The sequence below is a fragment of the Geomicrobium sp. JCM 19037 genome (assembly GCF_000698105.1).
GTDB lineage: Bacteria > Bacillota > Bacilli > Bacillales > Marinococcaceae > Geomicrobium_A.
This window is the reverse complement of sequence record NZ_BAWZ01000031.1, coordinates 12,577-29,919: the sequence shown is the minus strand read 5'-3', so window position 1 is coordinate 29,919 and position 17,343 is coordinate 12,577. Positions and strand designations below refer to the sequence as shown.

Here is a 17,343-nt window from a genome sequence, read left to right as displayed (position 1 = left end):
ACAGGCGATCATCGTAATAACTGATTGAGGGATCAGGCAGACAAGATCTAAAAAACCGGACGTTCTGATGTGAACATCCGGTTTCGGTCTGTTTGTTTATAGATTGTCGCTTCCAAAGAAGTTCTTGAAAGACTGCAAAGTCATATCGCGGTTAAGCGCTGCAATTGACGTTGTTAGTGGAATTCCTTTCGGGCATGACTCTACACAGTTTTGGGAGTTCCCGCAATTTTGCAGTCCCCCTTCACCCATAAGTGCGTTTAGACGCTCTTCACGGTTCATTTCACCTGTTGGGTGTGCATTGAATAAACGTACTTGCGACACTGGTGCAGGTCCAATAAAGTCCGATTTGTCGTTCACATTTGGGCATGCTTCAAGGCAAACTCCGCACGTCATACATTTCGAAAGCTCATACGCCCATTGACGCTTGTTCTCAGCCATACGTGGTCCTGGTCCAAGATCATACGTACCGTCAATTGGTATCCACGCTTTCACCTTCTTCAATGAATCAAACATACGGCTGCGGTCCACGACGAGGTCACGAACGACAGGGAATGTTTTCATTGGCTCTAGGCGAATCGGTTGTTCAAGTTGATCAATGAGTGCTGTACACGATTGCTGTGGCTTGCCGTTAATAATCATACTGCATGCCCCGCAAACTTCTTCCAAACAGTTCATATCCCAAACGACGGGCGCGGATTCCTTCCCGTCTGCAGTCACTGGGTTTCTTCTGATTTCCATGAGTGCAGAAATAACATTCATATTCTCACGGTGAGGAATATTGAATTCCTCCGTGTATGGACTGGCGTCAGGGGTGTCTTGACGAGTGATGATAAAGCGGACGGTTTTGTGTTCGCTCATTATTTTCCAGCTCCTTGTTTATCAGAGGCTTTTTTCTTTGAGTAGTCTCGTTTTCTCGGTGTGATTAGCGATGTATCGACATCTTCATATTCAAATACCGGCTTGTGATTGGCCGCATCATACTTCGCTTTTGTTGTTTTTAGGAATTCTTCATCATTACGATCAGGGAATTCTGGCTTGTAATGTGCACCGCGACTTTCATTACGGTTATAAGCACCGAGCGTAATGACGCGAGCAAGATCAAGCATTCCTTTCAACTGGCGTGTGAACGGCGCAGCTTGGTTAGACCAACGGCTCGTGTCATGCATGTTAATGTTATTCCAGCGCTCCATTAACTCTTGAAGCTTATCATCCGTTTGAAGTAATTTCGCGTTTTCACGAACGACGGTAACATTGTCTGTCATCCACTCACCAAGTTCACGGTGCAACGCATAGGCATTTTCTTTTCCGTCCATTTTCAAGATGCCTTCATATTCATCTTCAACTTTCTTGCGCTCTGCATCAAAAAGTGTCGATGAAAGATCCTCAGCAGACTTATCCAATCCTTGGATATATTCAACGGCCTTTGGTCCAGCCACCATACCCCCGTAGATTGCTGAAAGCAAGGAGTTCGCACCAAGACGATTCGCTCCGTGTTGCGAGTAATCACACTCACCTGCCGCAAATAAGCCAGGGATGTTCGTCATTTGGTCATAATCAATCCACATACCACCCATTGAATAGTGAACAGCAGGGAAGATCTTCATTGGAACTTTACGCGGGTCATCACCCATAAACTTCTCGTAAATCTCCATAATTCCGCCAAGCTTTACATCTAATTCATGGGAATCTTTATGGGAAAGATCAAGATATACCATGTTCTCGCCATTAATGCCGAGCTTTTGCTCTACACAAACGTCAAAAATTTCACGTGTGGCGATGTCACGAGGAACGAGGTTCCCGTATGCTGGGTACTTTTCTTCGAGAAAGTACCAAGGTTTACCATCTTTGTACGTCCATACTCGACCACCTTCACCACGTGCCGACTCACTCATTAGACGAAGTTTATCGTCTCCTGGAATGGCTGTCGGGTGGATCTGGATAAATTCACCGTTTGCATAATATACGCCTTGCTCGTAGAGCTTCGCAGCTGCAAACCCTGTGTTAATCATTGAATTTGTTGACTTTCCGAAAATAATTCCGGGTCCACCTGTTGCATAATAACCGAATCCGCACGGAAGCTCTCAACTTCCATGGAAGAAAGGTTCTGACCCGTGATCCCACGGCAAACCCCATCGTCATCAATGACTGCTGATGTGAACTCCCAGTTTTCATATTTCTTAACGAGACCAGCAACTTCATAGCGGCGGACTTGTTCATCCAACGCATAAAGTAGTTGTTGACCTGTTGTTGCTCCTGCATATGCCGTACGGTGATGTTGGGTACCTCCGAAACGACGGAAATCGAGTAAACCTTCTGGTGTACGGTTAAACATAACTCCCATACGATCCAACAGGTGAATAATTCCTGGTGCTGCATCCGTCATTGCTTTTACAGGGGGTTGATTGGCGAGAAAGTCTCCGCCATATACCGAATCGTCAAAGTGCTCCCAAGGTGAATCTCCTTCACCTTTTGTATTAACGGCACCGTTAATACCACCTTGAGCACAAACGGAATGTGAACGCTTTACAGGGACGACAGAGAACAATTCAACGTTCTTTCCTGCTTCTGCCGCTTTAATTGTTGCCATCAGTCCGGCAAGTCCGCCACCGACAACAATAATGTTTCCGTTGCTCATTGATCACCGACTCCTTTACATGTTAGCTAAAGCTGGATCTAAAAACGCGATAATTGCGCGAATACCTATAAATGAGAGCACGAGGAATACCCCAATGCTTACGTATGTCATGATTTTTTGTGATCTTGGTGTTACAGTGAGTCCCCAAGATACCGCAAACGACCAAAGACCATTTGCAAAGTGGAACGTTGCAGCTAATACACCAGCAATATAAAATACGAGCATAAATGGACTGCTAAGTATATCCGCCATCATATCATAGTTTACATCTGCACCGAAGGCTGCAGCAATTCTTGTTTCCCAAACATGCCACGCAATAAAGATGACGAGAAACACACCAGAGATTCTTTGCAATAGAAACATTACGTTTCTAAAATATCCATACTGACGGGTGTTGCTTCTCCCTAAAAAGGCAATGTACAAACCGTAAATTGCATGGTATAGAAGCGGGAGGAAAATCACAAATACTTCAAGTGCATAACGAAACGGAAGGCTTTCCATGAAATGCGCAGCGGCATTAAATGAACTTGCTCCGTATACAGCAAAATGGTTAATGATGAAGTGCTGGATTAAGAAAACACCTACAGGAATGACACCAAGCAGTGAGTGTAATCTTCGATTAAAAAATTCCTTATTCTGAGGCATTGATAAGGCTCCCCTCTTTTTTCTGCTGACCTTTTTACTCATACCTACCTACCATATTCTTTGTTTTATAAAGCGATGAAACCCTCCCAACAAACATTACACGAACACGGCGCTAAAACTCCCCCGTGTCGTCATAATTTCTTTAACAATAAAACGGAACGCAGTATGTATGACCATTGTCAATACAAGCATACCACTTTATAAAAATGTAACAAAGCGTTTTCAAGATGCTTGAGCATCGTTCCGTCCATTCAAATTTCCGACATATTTATTGTACCCTCGTACACAATCATCGTCAAGAAAGCAGATATTTCGCCTAAACGATGAAGTGGAGATTCGATTGTCATAGAAGAATTGACTGACAATAAAAACTCGGTTCCGTTTCTTGTTTCCGTGATCTTTTTTACATTTTGATACGTGATTTTAACGAACGTATTTTGTGAATCGAGTAGTTTTCTACACGAGAAACGCTTATAATAGAGAAGTGAATTGGGGGAGATTCGGTTGTCTGATACAGAGAGAAAGTATACAGATTTTGGGTACGAGCTCGTCAGGGAGACGCTTCTACCAGAACTTTTGAACGAAGAAGAAGATGAGATTATGTACTGGGGTGGAAAGTTGATTGCCCGCAAGCATCCGCTTGACAGCGTAGATGACATCCCTTCGTTTTTTGAAAGAGCCGGGTGGGTTCGCTCAGTCTGATTAAGGATTCAAAAAAACAAAGCACGTTTGAATTACATCTAATGGAGGATGAAAAGCGCGCGCTTTTTCTCGCTACTTGGAAGCAGGTTTCATTGCTGCGCAATATGAATGGCTATTTGGGGTAGCAGCAGAAACGGTCATAGAAAAAAAACGGCGCAAACTTCGCCTGCACGTACATATTGATCCTACGAATGATCGTAGGTCGTAAAGAAGCCATCCCTTTGTTGGGCTTGGCTTCTTTTATTCGCGATTCAATGTTTTTAAAATGTCGTCAGCGACATTTCTTGGAATGGAAAGATTTACATAATCGTCAATCGTCGCTTCTTTCATCTTTTTTATGGAACCGAAATGTTTCAACAACATTTGTTTTCGTTTTTCTCCAACACCATTGATGTCATCCAACACAGAACGGCGAACGCTTTTCCCCCTCGATTCTCGATGAAAGGTTAATGCAAAGCGGTGCACTTCATCTTGAATTCGTTGCAACAAATAAAAGGCGTGGCTATCTCTCGCTAATGGAATTAAGCGTGCGTCTTCACCTAACAACAACTGGGAAGTCTTATGCTTCTCATCCTTTGCAAGACCTGCAACAGGTACAGATAAATTCAACTCATCTTCTAACACCGATAGTGCTGCAGACAGTTGGCCTTTTCCACCGTCTATTAAAATTAAGTCAGGCATTGGGGCTTCTTCGCGGAGCAACCGTAAATACCTTCTACGGATCACTTCTTTCATTGACGCGTAATCATCAGGACCTGTCACATCTTTGACCCGATACTTACGATACTCTTTTTTGTGGGGCTTACCGTCAACGAAGGAAACCATTGCAGAAACAGGGTTCGTGCCCTGAATGTTCGAGTTGTCAAACGCTTCAATTCGATAAGGGGCATCCATTTGCATCGCTTCTCCGAGGTGCTCCACTGCTTTTACCGTTCGCTCCTCGTCGCGTTCAAGCAAACTGAACTTCGCTTGCAATGCTTCTTCAGCATTTTGGTTTGCCAATTTTACAAGGTCTTTCTTTTTCCCTCGCATTGGAACATGGATCGTTGTTTGCAGGAGCTCTTCAACTTCTTTTTTGTCCACCCCTGAAGGAATTAATATCTCCTTCGGCTTGATATGGGCGCCCTCCCAATAAAATTGACCGACAAATGTTAAAAAGTCTTCTTCAGGATCTTGATAAAAAGGAAAAATTGAAACATCCCTTTCAATCAACTTTCCTTGTCTTACGAAAAAGACTTGTACACACATCCACCCTTTATCGTAAGCATAAGCAAATACATCACGGTCAACGCCGTCAACTTCCGTCATCTTTTGTTTTTCCATAACAGCGTCAATGTGTTGAATCTGATCTCTTAATTCTTTAGCTCGTTCAAAGTTGAGCGCTTCAGAAGCTTGCAGCATATTCTGTTCAACTTCTTTTCGAATGGCTTGATGACCATTGTTTAAAAACCGTTGAATTTCAGAGACGAGTGCTTTGTTCGTCTCCTCGGTAACTTCAAATTCACAAGGAGCTAAACATTGCCCGATATGATAATACAGACATACACGGTCCGGTAGCGTCCGGCATTTCCTTAGCGGATATAAACGGTCCAGTAATTTCTTAGTTTCATTCGCTGAGAACGCATTCGGATAAGGACCGAAATATTTCCCTCCATCTTTTTTTACATTTCTTGTCGTAATGAGAGTGGATGTTCTTCGTTCGTAATCTTCAAGTACGGATACGACTTGTCATCTTTAAGAAGCACATTGTACTTCGGCTCGTATTTTTTGATGAGGTTCATTTCAAGAATGAGTGCCTCAACGTTTGACGATGTAATAATGTAGTCAAAATCATCGATCTGGCTAACGAGACGTTGCGTTTTTGTGTCATGACTTCCGATAAAATAAGAACGAACGCGGTTCCGAAGAACTTTCGCCTTTCCTACGTAAATGATTGTCCCCGTTTTATTCTTCATTAAGTAGCAGCCCGGCTTTGAAGGGAGCACGCTTAACTTTTCTTTAATCGTTTCCATCTGCCCACCTCCTCGATCTAATGTAAAAGAAAAAGCCTGAAGTAATCAGGCTTTTTACTCGTTTACATGTGCTTTTCAAGAAGTTCTACAAGCGCTTCTTTCGGTTGGAAACCGACGACTTGCTCTACTTGTTCACCGTCTTTGAAAACCATTAGTGTTGGGATGCTCATGACGCCGAATTTACCGGCTGTCTCTTTATTCTCATCAACATCAAGCTTAGCGATCTTAACTTTATCGCCCATTTCGCCATCGATTTCCTCGAGAACTGGAGCGATCATTTTACAAGGTCCACACCAAGGTGCCCAAAAATCTGCTAGCACGACGCCTTCTGACGTTTGTTGATCAAAATCTTGGTCTGTTACATTTACAATTGCCATTGGGTTAGACTCCTTTCTTTACTAGCTTACTCACTCATTAATTATAGCATTCAGCCATTCATGTGAAAAATGATCTGCTCGATCAGCTTTCACCTGTTCCCTTTATACTGGACACATTTCCATTCGTCAATACTTATGCACCGAAGTGTGTTCGAATCATAAGTAAAAGACGGAGGGAGCACCGCTCAACTCTCCGCCTTTTCTACCTTTTGACTGCTGGAATTATGCTCCCGCTTTTACTTTTTTGAATTCATCTGTAAGGATTGGGAGGATGTCGAACAAATCACCAACGAGTCCGTAATCAGCGACGTCAAAGATCGGCGCTTCTGCGTCTTTGTTAATGGCCACGATGACTTTTGAGTTTGACATACCTGCAAGGTGCTGAATCGCTCCAGAAATTCCGACAGCAATGTAAAGTTCAGGTGTGACAACTTTACCCGTCTGTCCAATTTGTAAGGAGTAATCACAATACTCAGCGTCGCAAGCACCACGTGAAGCTCCGACTGCGCCACCTAAAATGTCAGCCAGTTCTTCAAGCGGCTCGAACCCTTCGGCACTTTTCACGCCACGACCACCTGCAACAATGACTTTTGCTTCTGCAAGGTCGACTTTGCCACTCGTCTTCTTCACAACATCTTTAATGATCGAGCGGAGGTCTTTAAGTTCAATACTTACGTCTTTTGTATCTCCACTACGGCTTGCATCTTCATCAAGAGCTGCAATGTTATTCGGACGTACCGTTGCGAACAACATTCCGCCTGTTACACTTTTCTTCTCGAATGCTTTACCCGAGTAGATCGGGCGAGTAAACACCACTTCATCTCCAGCAAGTTCAATGTCGATAATATCTGATACAAGACTGAGGATAGCTTCGCTGCAAGTCTTGGAGCCAAATCTTTACCAGAAGATGTGTGCGGGATTAGTAGTGCATCTGGGCTTTGCTCTTCAATTACTTGTAAAAGAACTTGTTTATAGGCATCTGTCGTATAGGTTTTTAGATCAGCGTGCTCAGCCACTAGCACTTGGTCGGCACCTTGTTTAATGAGGGCATCGCTAAATGATCCTACCCCATCGCCAACGAGTAGTGCATAAACTTCGCCACCATCACCTGCGATCTTTTTACCAGCAGCAATTACTTCAAATGATACGTTACGCAATTCTCCATCACGAGCTTCTGCGAGTACGAGTACTTTTTTAGACATTAGAAATTCCTCCTTATATGACCTTTGCTTCTGTTTTTAAGAGCTTGATGAGTTCTTCTACTTGTTCAGCAGGTTCGCCTTCGAGCTTCTTCCCTGCTTGTTTTTCAGGTGGCAAAAAGCGATCAACCGTTTTTGTTTTTGCCTCCAGCTCATCTTCATCGAGTCCAAGGTCGTCAAGGTCTAACGTTTCTAACGGCTTTTTCTTCGCTTTCATAATCCCCGGAAGTGAAGGGTAACGCGGTTCATTTAACCCTTGTTGACACGTAACAAGCAGAGGCAATTCAGTCTCAACGACTTCTACGTCCCTTCCACATCACGTTCGATTGTTGCTTTTGTCCCTTCGATGTCCAGTTTCGTAATCGTCGTCACTTGGTTAATGTCAAGAAGTTCAGCAAGACGAGGGGCTACTTGGCCAGCTCCGTCATCAACCGCTACGTTTCCGCCAAGAATGATGTCATACTCTTTGTCTTTAAAGAATGCATTGAGCATTTCAGAAATGGTATAGTGATCAACTTCGTCTTCTAAATCTTCCGTGTCAAGAAGGACTGCTTTATCTGCTCCCATTGCTAGCGCTGTACGAAGCTCTTTCTCTGCTTCTTCATCCCCAACAGTAACGACGGTTACTTCACCATCATGAGCTTCTTTTAATACGATCGCTTCTTCAATGGCATATTCATCATAAGGTTGATGACAAACTCTGCACCTTCCTCATCAACACGCCCGTCTTTTATTTCGACTTTCTCTTCAGTATCAAATGTACGTTTCATAACTACATAAATGTTCATAAGGCTTCCTCCTCCATTGGTCTATCGATTGGAAAATTCTGGTTTTCTCTTTTCTAAAAATGCGCCAATGCCTTCTTTTGCATCGGCACTGTCAAACACTTCACTAAAATACTGGGCTTCTTTTTTAAGCCCTTTTTCGAAGTCTTCACCATGATGCGCCTCTTGCACAAGGTCAAGGATACGCTCAGAAGTGAGCCGGCTTTTTTCAGCGATCGTTTGTGCAAGTTTTCCGGCTTTTTCGAGCAATTGTTGCTCGTCTTTCGCCGTGTCATTCACAAGGCGCCACATTAACGCATCAGCCCCTGTAATCGGTAGGCCAGTGAGCATCATTTCTGCCGCTTTGTGAGGACCTACGAGCTTAGGCAATCGCTGAGTGCCGCCGTAACCTGGGATGAGGCCTAAATTTGTTTCAGGTAATCCCAGTTTGGCATCTTCAGTTGCAATGCGGATCGTACAGGCCATAGCCAATTCCAAACCACCACCAAGCGCTGCACCGTGGATGGCAGCAACAATCGGTTTGTTAAACGACTCTAGCTTATTAAAAAGGGCTTGTCCGCCGTCAGCGAGATCACTGCCCTTCTTTCCTTCAAATTCCTTAATGTCGGCACCGGCAACAAAGAATCGCCTTTCACCGTGCAATATGATGGCAGAAATTTCATCGTCATGGGAAAGCTCGGTCATCCGCTCATCCAATTGTGTAAGCAGTTCTGTTGACAGTGCATTCGCAGGAGGATGTTTCACCTGAACCCAGGCAACTGACTCTTCCTTTGTTACTCCAATCATTTCGTTAGAACCCCTCTCAATCATGATGTCTTTTGGAATCCAGCCAAAAGCATTCGGTAGGTAGAAGGCGCAAGTTCCGACAAGTCATACTTACCTTCTTTCATTACCCAGTTTGTGACGATCTCATCTAGCGTTCCAAAAAGCATTTGTCTCGCTAGCTTCGTATCGAGCTGGTCTTGAAAGACTCCCTCCTCTTTCCCTTCATCTATAACATTCTCCATCACATGCACATATCCCTTTAAGACGTCGTTAATTTTTAGACGTAACTCTCTTGCTGACTGCCGAAGTTCTAGCTGAGTCACTACCGCCAAGTCGGGCTGGTCCGACAATTGCGATAAATGTTTTTCGACAAGATAGCGCAATTTCTCATCTGCTGTCTTGCATGATTTTAATCGCTCTTCAATCGTCGAAATAAACGTGCCCATCTTGAGTCGAAACAAGGAAATGAGAATGTCCTCTTTATTTTTGAAATACAAGTAGATCGTCCCATCGGCCACACCCGCTTCTTTTGCAATCTTAGACACTTGTGCGTGATGATATCCGTGTTTAGCGATGACGCGCACCGCAGCATCAATGATGAGGTGGTACTTTTCGGAATTCTTTTTGTCCACTGCCATAGGCGGCTGCTCCTTCTTCCCTCTGCAGGTTATGAATGATTATTCATTCATAAATTCTACCGAAAAAATAAAGCGCTGTCAACGGGACGAAAAGAAAGGTACAGCCCGGAGTTTCGTGATGACCGGACTGCCGCCTATGGTTGACCATCAGATGTTTAGCTTCCTTCTTGAGCGGAAGCATTCTTTGCTTTTTCTTGTTCTTCTTCAACAAGAACACGACGAAGGACTTTTCCAACCAAAGTTTTCGGCAGCTCTTCCCGATACTCATAAACGCGCGGCACTTTGTAAGCCGCTAGTCGAGCACGGCAAAATTCATTTAACTCATCTTCCGTAACTTCTTGATTCTTTTTCGTCACAACAAATGCTTTTACCGTTTCTCCTCGGTATTCGTCTGGGACACCGACGACGGCAGCTTCTAAGATTGCTTCATGTTCGTACAAAATCTCTTCTACTTCACGTGGATAAATGTTAAATCCACCAGCGATAATCATGTCTTTCTTCCGATCGACTACATAGAAATATCCTTCTTTATCCCGATACCCCATATCTCCACTTTTGAACCAATCTTCATGAAATACGGCGTCAGTTGCTTCTTGTCGGTTCCAGTAGCCTTTCATGACTTGCGGACCCCGAATAATGATCTCACCGACTTCATCTACATCTAGAAATTCTCCGGTATCCGCATTGAGAATCGCAAGTTCTGTATCTGGCCAAGGCAATCCGATACTGCCATTTTTACGGTTTTCCCAAATGGGGTTAGCCGCCGCAACTGGTGATGTTTCCGTCAGCCCGTATCCTTCAATGAGACGCCCTTTTGTCTTTTCTTCAAACTTCTTTTGGATCTCTTTTGGCAAAGGTGCCGCTCCACTCAAGCACACTTTAATTGATGATAAATCGTGCTTATCAATTTCCGGATGATTCACTAGTGCCGTATACATCGTTGGTGCTCCAGGGAAAAGCGTTACCTTTTGTTTAGCAATTGTTTTAATGACTTGTTCAGGATCAAACTTTGGAAGAATAATGAGCGTGTAACCGTTCATCATCGCCAAGTTAAGGGCAACGGTCATCCCGTAAACGTGGAAGAATGGTAATACGGCTAGCACATGTTCATGAGCCCCTTCATCACCCTTTTTGTACGTCCAATTCGTACACATCTCCGTATTGGAAACGAGATTGTGGTGCGTGAGCATAACCCCTTTTGGCACTCCCGTTGTACCACCGGTATATTGAATAAGAGCAACGTCTTCTTTCGGAGAAACAGAAACCTTCTCATACGATTCACTAGCGGCTTTTAGTTTGTCTTTAAGGTTATGTGTTTGCTCGTCGTAATCGACTCAATTTTCATTCCCATGTTCTTCTTTTGAATAAACGGATAGATCAAATTTTTCGGAAATGGAAGGAAATCTTTAATAAATGTAACAAACACGTGCTCAACCTCTGTGTTCTGTCGTACTTTCTCGACTCTTGGCATTACCATGTCTAAACAAACGAGTACTTTTGCGCCAGAGTCCACCATTTGATGCTCAATCTCACGTTCCACATATAACGGGTTCGTTTGCACGACGACGGCACCTGCAAACAATGCACCGTAATACGTAATGACCGATTGCGGCGTGTTCGCAAGCATGATTGCCACTCGGTCTCCTTTTTCACCCCTACATCTTGCAGCACTCTCGCAAACTTGGCCGCATAGGTGAAAAGTTCTTTGTAGTTCATGTCTGTGCCCATGAAATGAATGGCCTTGCTATTCGGCTTTTCTTTCGCTGCTGCGACTAAATAGTCCGATAATGCAGCTTCAGTGTAAGAAAAGCTTGGCGCCACCCCTTTTGGATAGTAGTCAAACCAATCATGCTTCACTTGTTCCACTGTCATATTTGGCCTCCTTTATCTATTCCTACTTATAGTCTACAATCATTTCATTGGAAACGCTATCATTAATAAATATATTGTGAATATTTTTGCTGAGGGGTTCAATTTCACGCCTGTAGTACAAGCTTTTTCTAATTTCAGTCTTCAAATTAATACTCTACTAATATAATAAAAAAACCGATGCAAGGAGAATAGTCCCTGCTCGGTTATTTTATACGAGAAACAATAGATAAATCACACCTGCAAGCATGAAACCGATGCAACAGGCAACGAGGATTTTCCAAAGCTTGTCCATACATCCTCCTAAGAATTCGTAATTCCTGCGCCAATGACAAACGACAATCCTACAGAAAGTATGAATGCCAATAAACCAATCGCCCGGTTGTCATTAGCAATCTGTTCATCCACATTGAAAAATGGCGTTAGAAATTCAAAGATTAGATAGCAACAACGAGCAGGATAAATCCGAAGCTCCCCCACATTAACATTTGCAACAGCGAATCATTATTTTCGATTGAAAACTTAAAGATGTTTGTAACACCAAATATTTTTCCGCCTGTTGCTAATGCAACCGCGAGGTTCCCTTCAGAAATAGCTTCCCAATTTTTATATGGGGTAACCCACTCAAAAATGACCATAAACACAATCAAAGCTAAAATTGAAACGCTGTACTGAGCGATGACCATAACCCAAGTGTATTCTAACAATACGTCCATGGATGAACCTTCCTCTTTTTATTTCAGATCTGCAACGGTGTTTCCGATTCCACCTTCGCTCATCCCACCATCTCGCGTACTAACGACGCTCGGATGTTTGGCTAGGTACGATTTCACACCTTTACGCAATGCTCCTGTCCCTTTTCCGTGAATGATGTGCACCCGCGGATACCCTGCAAGTACGGCTTCATCTAGATATTTCTCCAAACGTTGCAATGCATTTTCATACCGTTCCCCACGAAGGTCAAGTTCAGGCTTCACTTGCGAACCGCTCGTGTTTACCCGGGTCACTGGACGAATCTCTTTCGCTTTTGGTTGCTCTGTTTTCTCAAGGTCTGCGGCTGAGACCGTCATTTTCATAATACCGATTTGGACGAGATAATCTTTGTCTCCAGACTTCTCAATCACCTGGCCTTTTTGTGAAAACCGGGGTACAAACACCTCTTCACCAGGAGTAAATGTGAACGCTTCTTGTGCTTTGCGCTTTACTTGTTTTTGCTTTTTCGTAAGCGTCGGAGCCGCATCATCCAACCCTTTACGCGCTTCAATCAATTCGTGCTCTTTCACCTGCACACCTTGCTTTTGCAGCTCTCGAAGCTCAGAAACAATCAATTCTGCTTCTTCTTTCGCCCTTGCCACTTCTTTGGCAGCCCGCTCTTCAGCCTCTTGAAGCACCTTCGCTTTTTCTGTTTCCAAGTGAGAAAATGCCACGCTTAACTCCCCGTGAAGCTTTTCAGCTTCAAGACGAATGGTCTCTGCTTCTTTCATCGCGTTCTCTGCCTCTTGTTGCTGGTCTTCAAGGGAGGTGATCATCTGTTCTGCCTGTTTCGTATCGGCTTGTAACTCAGTTTCCGCAGAAGTAATAATGTTCTCATCTAGGCCGAGTCGTCTTGATATTGCAAACGCATTACTCCTGCCTGGGATACCGATGAGCAATCGGTACGTCGGGCTTAGCGAGGCGACATCAAATTCGACACTCGCATTTAGCACGCCTTCGCGATTGTATGCATACCCTTTTAATTCCGTATAATGGGTAGTCGCAACCGTTCGCGCGCCACGGGCATGTACTTCATCTAAGATGGAAACAGCTAAAGCTGCACCTTCAGCCGGGTCGGTCCCTGCTCCTAGCTCGTCAAATAATACGAGGCTTTCATGATCCACATCTCCCAGTATGCTTACGATGTTTGTCATATGGGAGGAGAAAGTACTTAAACTCTGCTCAATGGACTGTTCATCCCCGATGTCGGCATACACATTGGAGAACACCGATGCTTCTGCTTTTTCAGCTGTCGGTAAAAACAAACCTGACTGAGCCATAAGTGTGAGCAGTCCTGTCGTTTTGAGCGCAACGGTCTTCCCGCCTGTATTCGGTCCTGTGATGACAAGCGACGTGTACTCATCGCCAAGTACAAGGTCTGTTGGAACGACCGAATCAGCATCCAAAAGCGGGTGTCTTGCTTCTGGATAAGATAAATAAAACCGCTCGTTTAATTTCGGCTTCACAGCAGTTATTTCATTACTGTACCGGGCTTTGGCAAACATGAAATCAATGCGCCCCAACTGCTCGACATTTTCAAGCAGCACGGCTTCATACATACCGACTTCACCGGTCAATTCTCTCAGAATTTTTTCGATTTCTTGCTTTTCTTTCATACGTGCTTCTCGTAGCTGATTGTTCGCGTTTACGACTGATTGCGGTTCTACAAATACGGTCTGTCCCGATGAGGACTGATCATGCACCATGCCCCCGTAACTATGACGATAAGCCGCTTTTACTGGAAGCACATAACGATCGTTTCTTACCGTGATCACCCGGTCAGACAATTTGGTGTCGGCGTCTTTCGCCCGAAGAAACTGTTCCAAGCGAGACCGTACGGTTGACTCTAATGTTCGGATTTGTTGTCTTGCGCTTCGCAATGCCGAACTTGCACTGTCTAGAACATATCCATCCTCACCGATCGCTTGACGGAGCGTCTGTGCCAACTCTTTTAACGGTGCAATGTCCTCTACGACGGCCGTTAAAATGGGTAGTTTCAATTCTTCCTCTTCAGCGAGTAGCCGCTCTGTAAATTGCCGAATGACGTTGCCTGAGCGAATCGTCTCAGCGATTTCATTAAATGACTTTGCCTCAAGCACACTGCCAAGTGCCGCTCGCTTCACTTCGGAGCGAATATCGTGTAAACCGCCGAGAGGGATGTGACCACGATGACGAAGTACGTTTACACCTTCATCCGTCTCATCCAACCATTCCGTCACTTCATGAAAATCTGCTGATGGCGTAAGCTCAGCGACTCGCTCTTTTCCTAAGGCAGAGCTCACGTGCTCTGCCAAATGGTGTTTCATTTTATCGTATTCTAATGTCTTAAGCATATTCGGTTGTATGACTTTTCACCTCAATCATTCAAAAAGCGTTCGTTTATTATCCGTAAACTGCTTGAATTGCTCATATGTCCATGTATTCATGACTTGTTCTTTTTGGACGAATGCTTTGTTTAACGTTGCCACACCAATCTTCATATGATCCATCATTTCTTGGCGATGGGCATCCGTATTCACCGCAATCACAACGCCACTTGTGACTACCTTTTTTAACTGCTCGGCTGATAAGTCCAGGCGATTAGGGTTTGCATTTAATTCTAGCGCTGTTCCTGTTTCCTTTGCTCTGGCAATGAGCCAATCGATATCCACTTCATAACCGCTTCGTTGACCGATTATTCTTCCTGTAGGGTGCGCAATCATATGAACGAACGGATTGCGAAATGCCGTCTCAAGACGTTCATGGATTTGCTCTTTCGATTGCGAGAATGATGAATGGATCGAAGCAATGACAAAATCTAACGTTTGTAATACATCATTATCAAAATCAAGTGTGCCGTCAGGACGAATGTCCATTTCTGTTCCTTTTAACACTCGAATGCCTGATACGTGCTCATTCGCATCATCAATGTCTTCTGCCTGCCTCGCAAGACGTTCTTCATTCAGTCCGTTCGCTACTTGCAAAAACTTGGAATGGTCGGTAATGCAAATGTAATTGTACCCACGCTTTTTCGCATCGTCCGCCATTTCTTTCACGGAGTTTGCGCCATCGCTCCACACCGTGTGCATGTGCAAGTCACTTTGAATGTCCTCTAGCTGAATGTACGGGTGGTCGTGTCGAGACCGCTCGATCTCCCCACTTCCTTCTCTCGCTTCTGGTGGAATATACGTAAGACCAAAGTGCTCAAAAAACTGACGTTCATCTTTAAATTGCACTAAAGAACCATCTGCATCCTGCTCCACACCGTATTCGTTGATTTTTTTCCCTTGATCTTTGGCGAGCTTTCTCATCAATAGATGATGATCTTTTGATCCTGTAAAGTGATGAAGGGCTGTTGCAAAAGCTTCATCTTCGACTAATCGAAAATCGACGCCAATGCGATGTTTCTTCAGAAGAACAAACGACACTTTCGTATCTCCATCGGCAACAATCTCTTCAATGTCAGTAAGCGTTTTAAGTTGTTCACGTACCGACTGAGCGTCACTTGTACTAATGACGTAATCCACATCTTTCACTGTCTCTTTTATGCGGCGTAGGCTGCCTGCACGTTCAAAACGAAGGATATGTGTAAACGCACGCAATTGCTCCTCAATTTCTTCAGCAACCGACAGCATGTCACTCACTGGCAAACGCTCAGGCCGTTTCCCAACTTCGTTTAACGCTTGGAGGATTTTCTCCTCTGTTTTTACGCCAAATCCTTGCAGTTCTCGAATTTGCTGCTTTTCACACGCTTCTTTTAACGTATCGGCATCCGTAATCCCTAACTCTTTGTAAAGCTTCCCGACTTTTTTGCCACCTAGACTTTGTAATTGCAATAATGGCGGTAATCCTGCAGGAATGCTTTCTTTTAATTCATCCAATACATCGGACTTCCCTGTATCTCGAAGCTGTTCAATAACGCTTGCCGTACCTTTACCGATTCCTGTTAGGCTCTCTGGCTTCTCAATTTCTAGTAATGTCCGCTCTTCTCTTTCTAAAGCAGCGGCTGCTTTACGGTAAGCCGATATTTTGAACGGATTTTCTCCGGCAATTTCCATATATGTCGCAATCGTCTCTAACGATTGTATGACGTTCTTTTTATCCAACGAAACAGCCTCCTGCTATTGAATTAGTCTACGTCCACCGGCGAAATCCATAGCTCTTGCAACCAGCCGGATAGGAACGGGGTATGATCAATGATTAATCGGGCAATGGATGAGTTGCCGATCGTTTGTTGCACGGCATCAACAGGCAGCAATGCTGCAACGATGAGTAGTACAAACACGATAAGATACGCCTCAACGAATCCAAGTGCCCCACCGAGCAAGCGATTCACAGACCTGAGTACAGGTAAGTGACTAACAAAGTCGAGCATTGAAGCTAATATGTGGAGCAGTATTCTTGTCGCAAAAAACAATATCGCAAACGCAATACCGTTATAATAAACCGCTTCAAAGTTAAATGCGGATATAAACATGTTGCTTGGGTCATCTAAAAACTGTGGGTATGGGACCCACAAACGTAAGTATTCCGCAACGTCGCTATAAAATAAGTAAGCGATAATTAATGAACCGAAAAAGCTTACAAGGTGAAACAGCTGGAGAATAAACCCCCGTCTTAACCCAATAAAAAAAGTTCGTCACTAAAATGAGTAGGATTAATACACTTAACATTCACTAGTCCTCGTCTTCAGCCGCATCGGCTGATTCTTTTTTTGAGCTTTAATGTAATCGTCTGCAATATTAACAGCCGCTAACACCGCAAGCTTGATGTATCTAAAAAAGGGTTTACTCTTTTCATTTCTTTCATTTTTTCATCCACGTACTTTGACACATCGTTCACGTGATCTTCTGATTCTTCGCTAACAATGGTATATTGATGTCCATAAATCGACACAGTCGTTCGAGTTCTTCCGTTCATCACCAGTTCCTCCTATCCGTGACCACTCGCAATTGCTCTTTATCGCTATTCTCTCACACTCTAA

The 17,343-nt window shown here is 44.0% G+C and carries 9 protein-coding genes and 7 pseudogenes; 1 reads left to right on the top strand and 15 read right to left on the bottom strand.

Translation table 11 applies throughout. The features are described from left to right. Positions 1-96 precede the first annotated feature (96 nt). The 3 genes and pseudogenes from sdhB to JCM19037_RS16055 all read right to left on the bottom strand — a co-directional run bounded on the left by sdhB (position 97) and on the right by JCM19037_RS16055 (position 3,280). Positions 97-858 carry a succinate dehydrogenase iron-sulfur subunit gene (gene sdhB, locus JCM19037_RS16065; RefSeq protein WP_042402934.1) on the bottom strand — a complete coding sequence of 254 codons (762 nt, stop codon included), beginning with the start codon at positions 856-858 and terminating at the stop codon, positions 97-99. Further along, positions 858-2,635, bottom strand: a pseudogene (gene sdhA / locus JCM19037_RS16060) (succinate dehydrogenase flavoprotein subunit). The gene sdhB and the pseudogene sdhA overlap by 1 nt, the downstream one beginning before the upstream one ends. A gap of 15 nt (positions 2,636-2,650) precedes the next feature. Then, positions 2,651-3,280 (bottom strand): succinate dehydrogenase cytochrome b558 subunit, encoded by a 630-nt coding sequence (locus tag JCM19037_RS16055; RefSeq protein ID WP_042402931.1) that lies wholly within the window; start codon positions 3,278-3,280, stop codon positions 2,651-2,653. A 504-nt stretch (positions 3,281-3,784) separates the two neighbouring features. Between JCM19037_RS16055 and JCM19037_RS23250 the strand changes: the two genes are divergently transcribed. Beyond that, complete coding sequence (locus JCM19037_RS23250) at positions 3,785-3,982, top strand: DUF2507 domain-containing protein (RefSeq protein ID WP_052363975.1); 198 nt, start codon at positions 3,785-3,787, stop codon at positions 3,980-3,982. 240 nt (positions 3,983-4,222) lie between these two features. On the opposite strand, the pseudogene uvrC reads toward JCM19037_RS23250, so the two are convergent. The 12 genes and pseudogenes from uvrC to zapA all read right to left on the bottom strand — a co-directional run bounded on the left by uvrC (position 4,223) and on the right by zapA (position 17,279). Further along, positions 4,223-5,994, bottom strand: a pseudogene (uvrC, locus tag JCM19037_RS16045) (excinuclease ABC subunit UvrC). Between the two features lie 62 nt (positions 5,995-6,056). After that, positions 6,057-6,371, bottom strand: a complete 315-nt coding sequence (gene trxA / locus JCM19037_RS16040) for a thioredoxin (protein WP_042402928.1) — start codon at positions 6,369-6,371, stop codon at positions 6,057-6,059. Positions 6,372-6,593: 222 nt separating this feature from the next. Then, positions 6,594-7,573: pseudogene (locus JCM19037_RS16035) on the bottom strand (electron transfer flavoprotein subunit alpha/FixB family protein). A 13-nt stretch (positions 7,574-7,586) separates the two neighbouring features. Next, positions 7,587-8,358: pseudogene (locus JCM19037_RS16030) on the bottom strand (electron transfer flavoprotein subunit beta). Positions 8,359-8,379: 21 nt separating this feature from the next. Then, on the bottom strand, positions 8,380-9,141 hold the full coding sequence (locus JCM19037_RS16025; protein WP_238544762.1) for an enoyl-CoA hydratase: 762 nt from the start codon (positions 9,139-9,141) through the stop codon (positions 8,380-8,382). A 20-nt stretch (positions 9,142-9,161) separates the two neighbouring features. Beyond that, entirely contained in the window at positions 9,162-9,758 is a 597-nt protein-coding gene (locus JCM19037_RS16020; protein WP_042402923.1) for a TetR/AcrR family transcriptional regulator, read from the bottom strand. 155 nt (positions 9,759-9,913) lie between these two features. Continuing rightward, positions 9,914-11,630, bottom strand: a pseudogene (locus JCM19037_RS16015) (long-chain-fatty-acid--CoA ligase). Between the two features lie 300 nt (positions 11,631-11,930). After that, positions 11,931-12,343 (bottom strand): annotated as a pseudogene (locus JCM19037_RS16010) (DUF350 domain-containing protein). A gap of 18 nt (positions 12,344-12,361) precedes the next feature. Beyond that, the gene (locus tag JCM19037_RS16005) at positions 12,362-14,713 is read right to left on the bottom strand and encodes an endonuclease MutS2 (RefSeq protein WP_042402921.1); all 2,352 of its coding nucleotides are present in this window, start codon (positions 14,711-14,713) and stop codon (positions 12,362-12,364) included. Positions 14,714-14,740: 27 nt separating this feature from the next. Then, positions 14,741-16,465 (bottom strand): DNA polymerase/3'-5' exonuclease PolX, encoded by a 1,725-nt coding sequence (polX, locus tag JCM19037_RS16000; protein ID WP_081829363.1) that lies wholly within the window; start codon positions 16,463-16,465, stop codon positions 14,741-14,743. Positions 16,466-16,488: 23 nt separating this feature from the next. Then, positions 16,489-16,956 carry a CvpA family protein gene (locus JCM19037_RS15995; RefSeq protein WP_307189849.1) on the bottom strand — a complete coding sequence of 156 codons (468 nt, stop codon included), beginning with the start codon at positions 16,954-16,956 and terminating at the stop codon, positions 16,489-16,491. Positions 16,957-17,025: 69 nt separating this feature from the next. After that, positions 17,026-17,279: pseudogene (gene zapA, locus JCM19037_RS15990) on the bottom strand (cell division protein ZapA). Positions 17,280-17,343 lie beyond the last annotated feature (64 nt).

What these genes read in the sequence shown, in the direction of transcription:
- sdhB (WP_042402934.1), bottom strand. Translation starts at nt 858, where the DNA reads ATGAGCGAACACAAAACCGTCCGCTTTATCATCACTCGTCAAGACACC.
- JCM19037_RS16055 (WP_042402931.1), bottom strand. Translation starts at nt 3,280, where the DNA reads ATGCCTCAGAATAAGGAATTTTTTAATCGAAGATTACACTCACTGCTT.
- trxA (WP_042402928.1), bottom strand. Translation starts at nt 6,371, where the DNA reads ATGGCAATTGTAAATGTAACAGACCAAGATTTTGATCAACAAACGTCA.
- JCM19037_RS16025 (WP_238544762.1), bottom strand. Translation starts at nt 9,141, where the DNA reads ATGATTGGAGTAACAAAGGAAGAGTCAGTTGCCTGGGTTCAGGTGAAA.
- JCM19037_RS16020 (WP_042402923.1), bottom strand. Translation starts at nt 9,758, where the DNA reads ATGGCAGTGGACAAAAAGAATTCCGAAAAGTACCACCTCATCATTGAT.
- JCM19037_RS16005 (WP_042402921.1), bottom strand. Translation starts at nt 14,713, where the DNA reads ATGCTTAAGACATTAGAATACGATAAAATGAAACACCATTTGGCAGAG.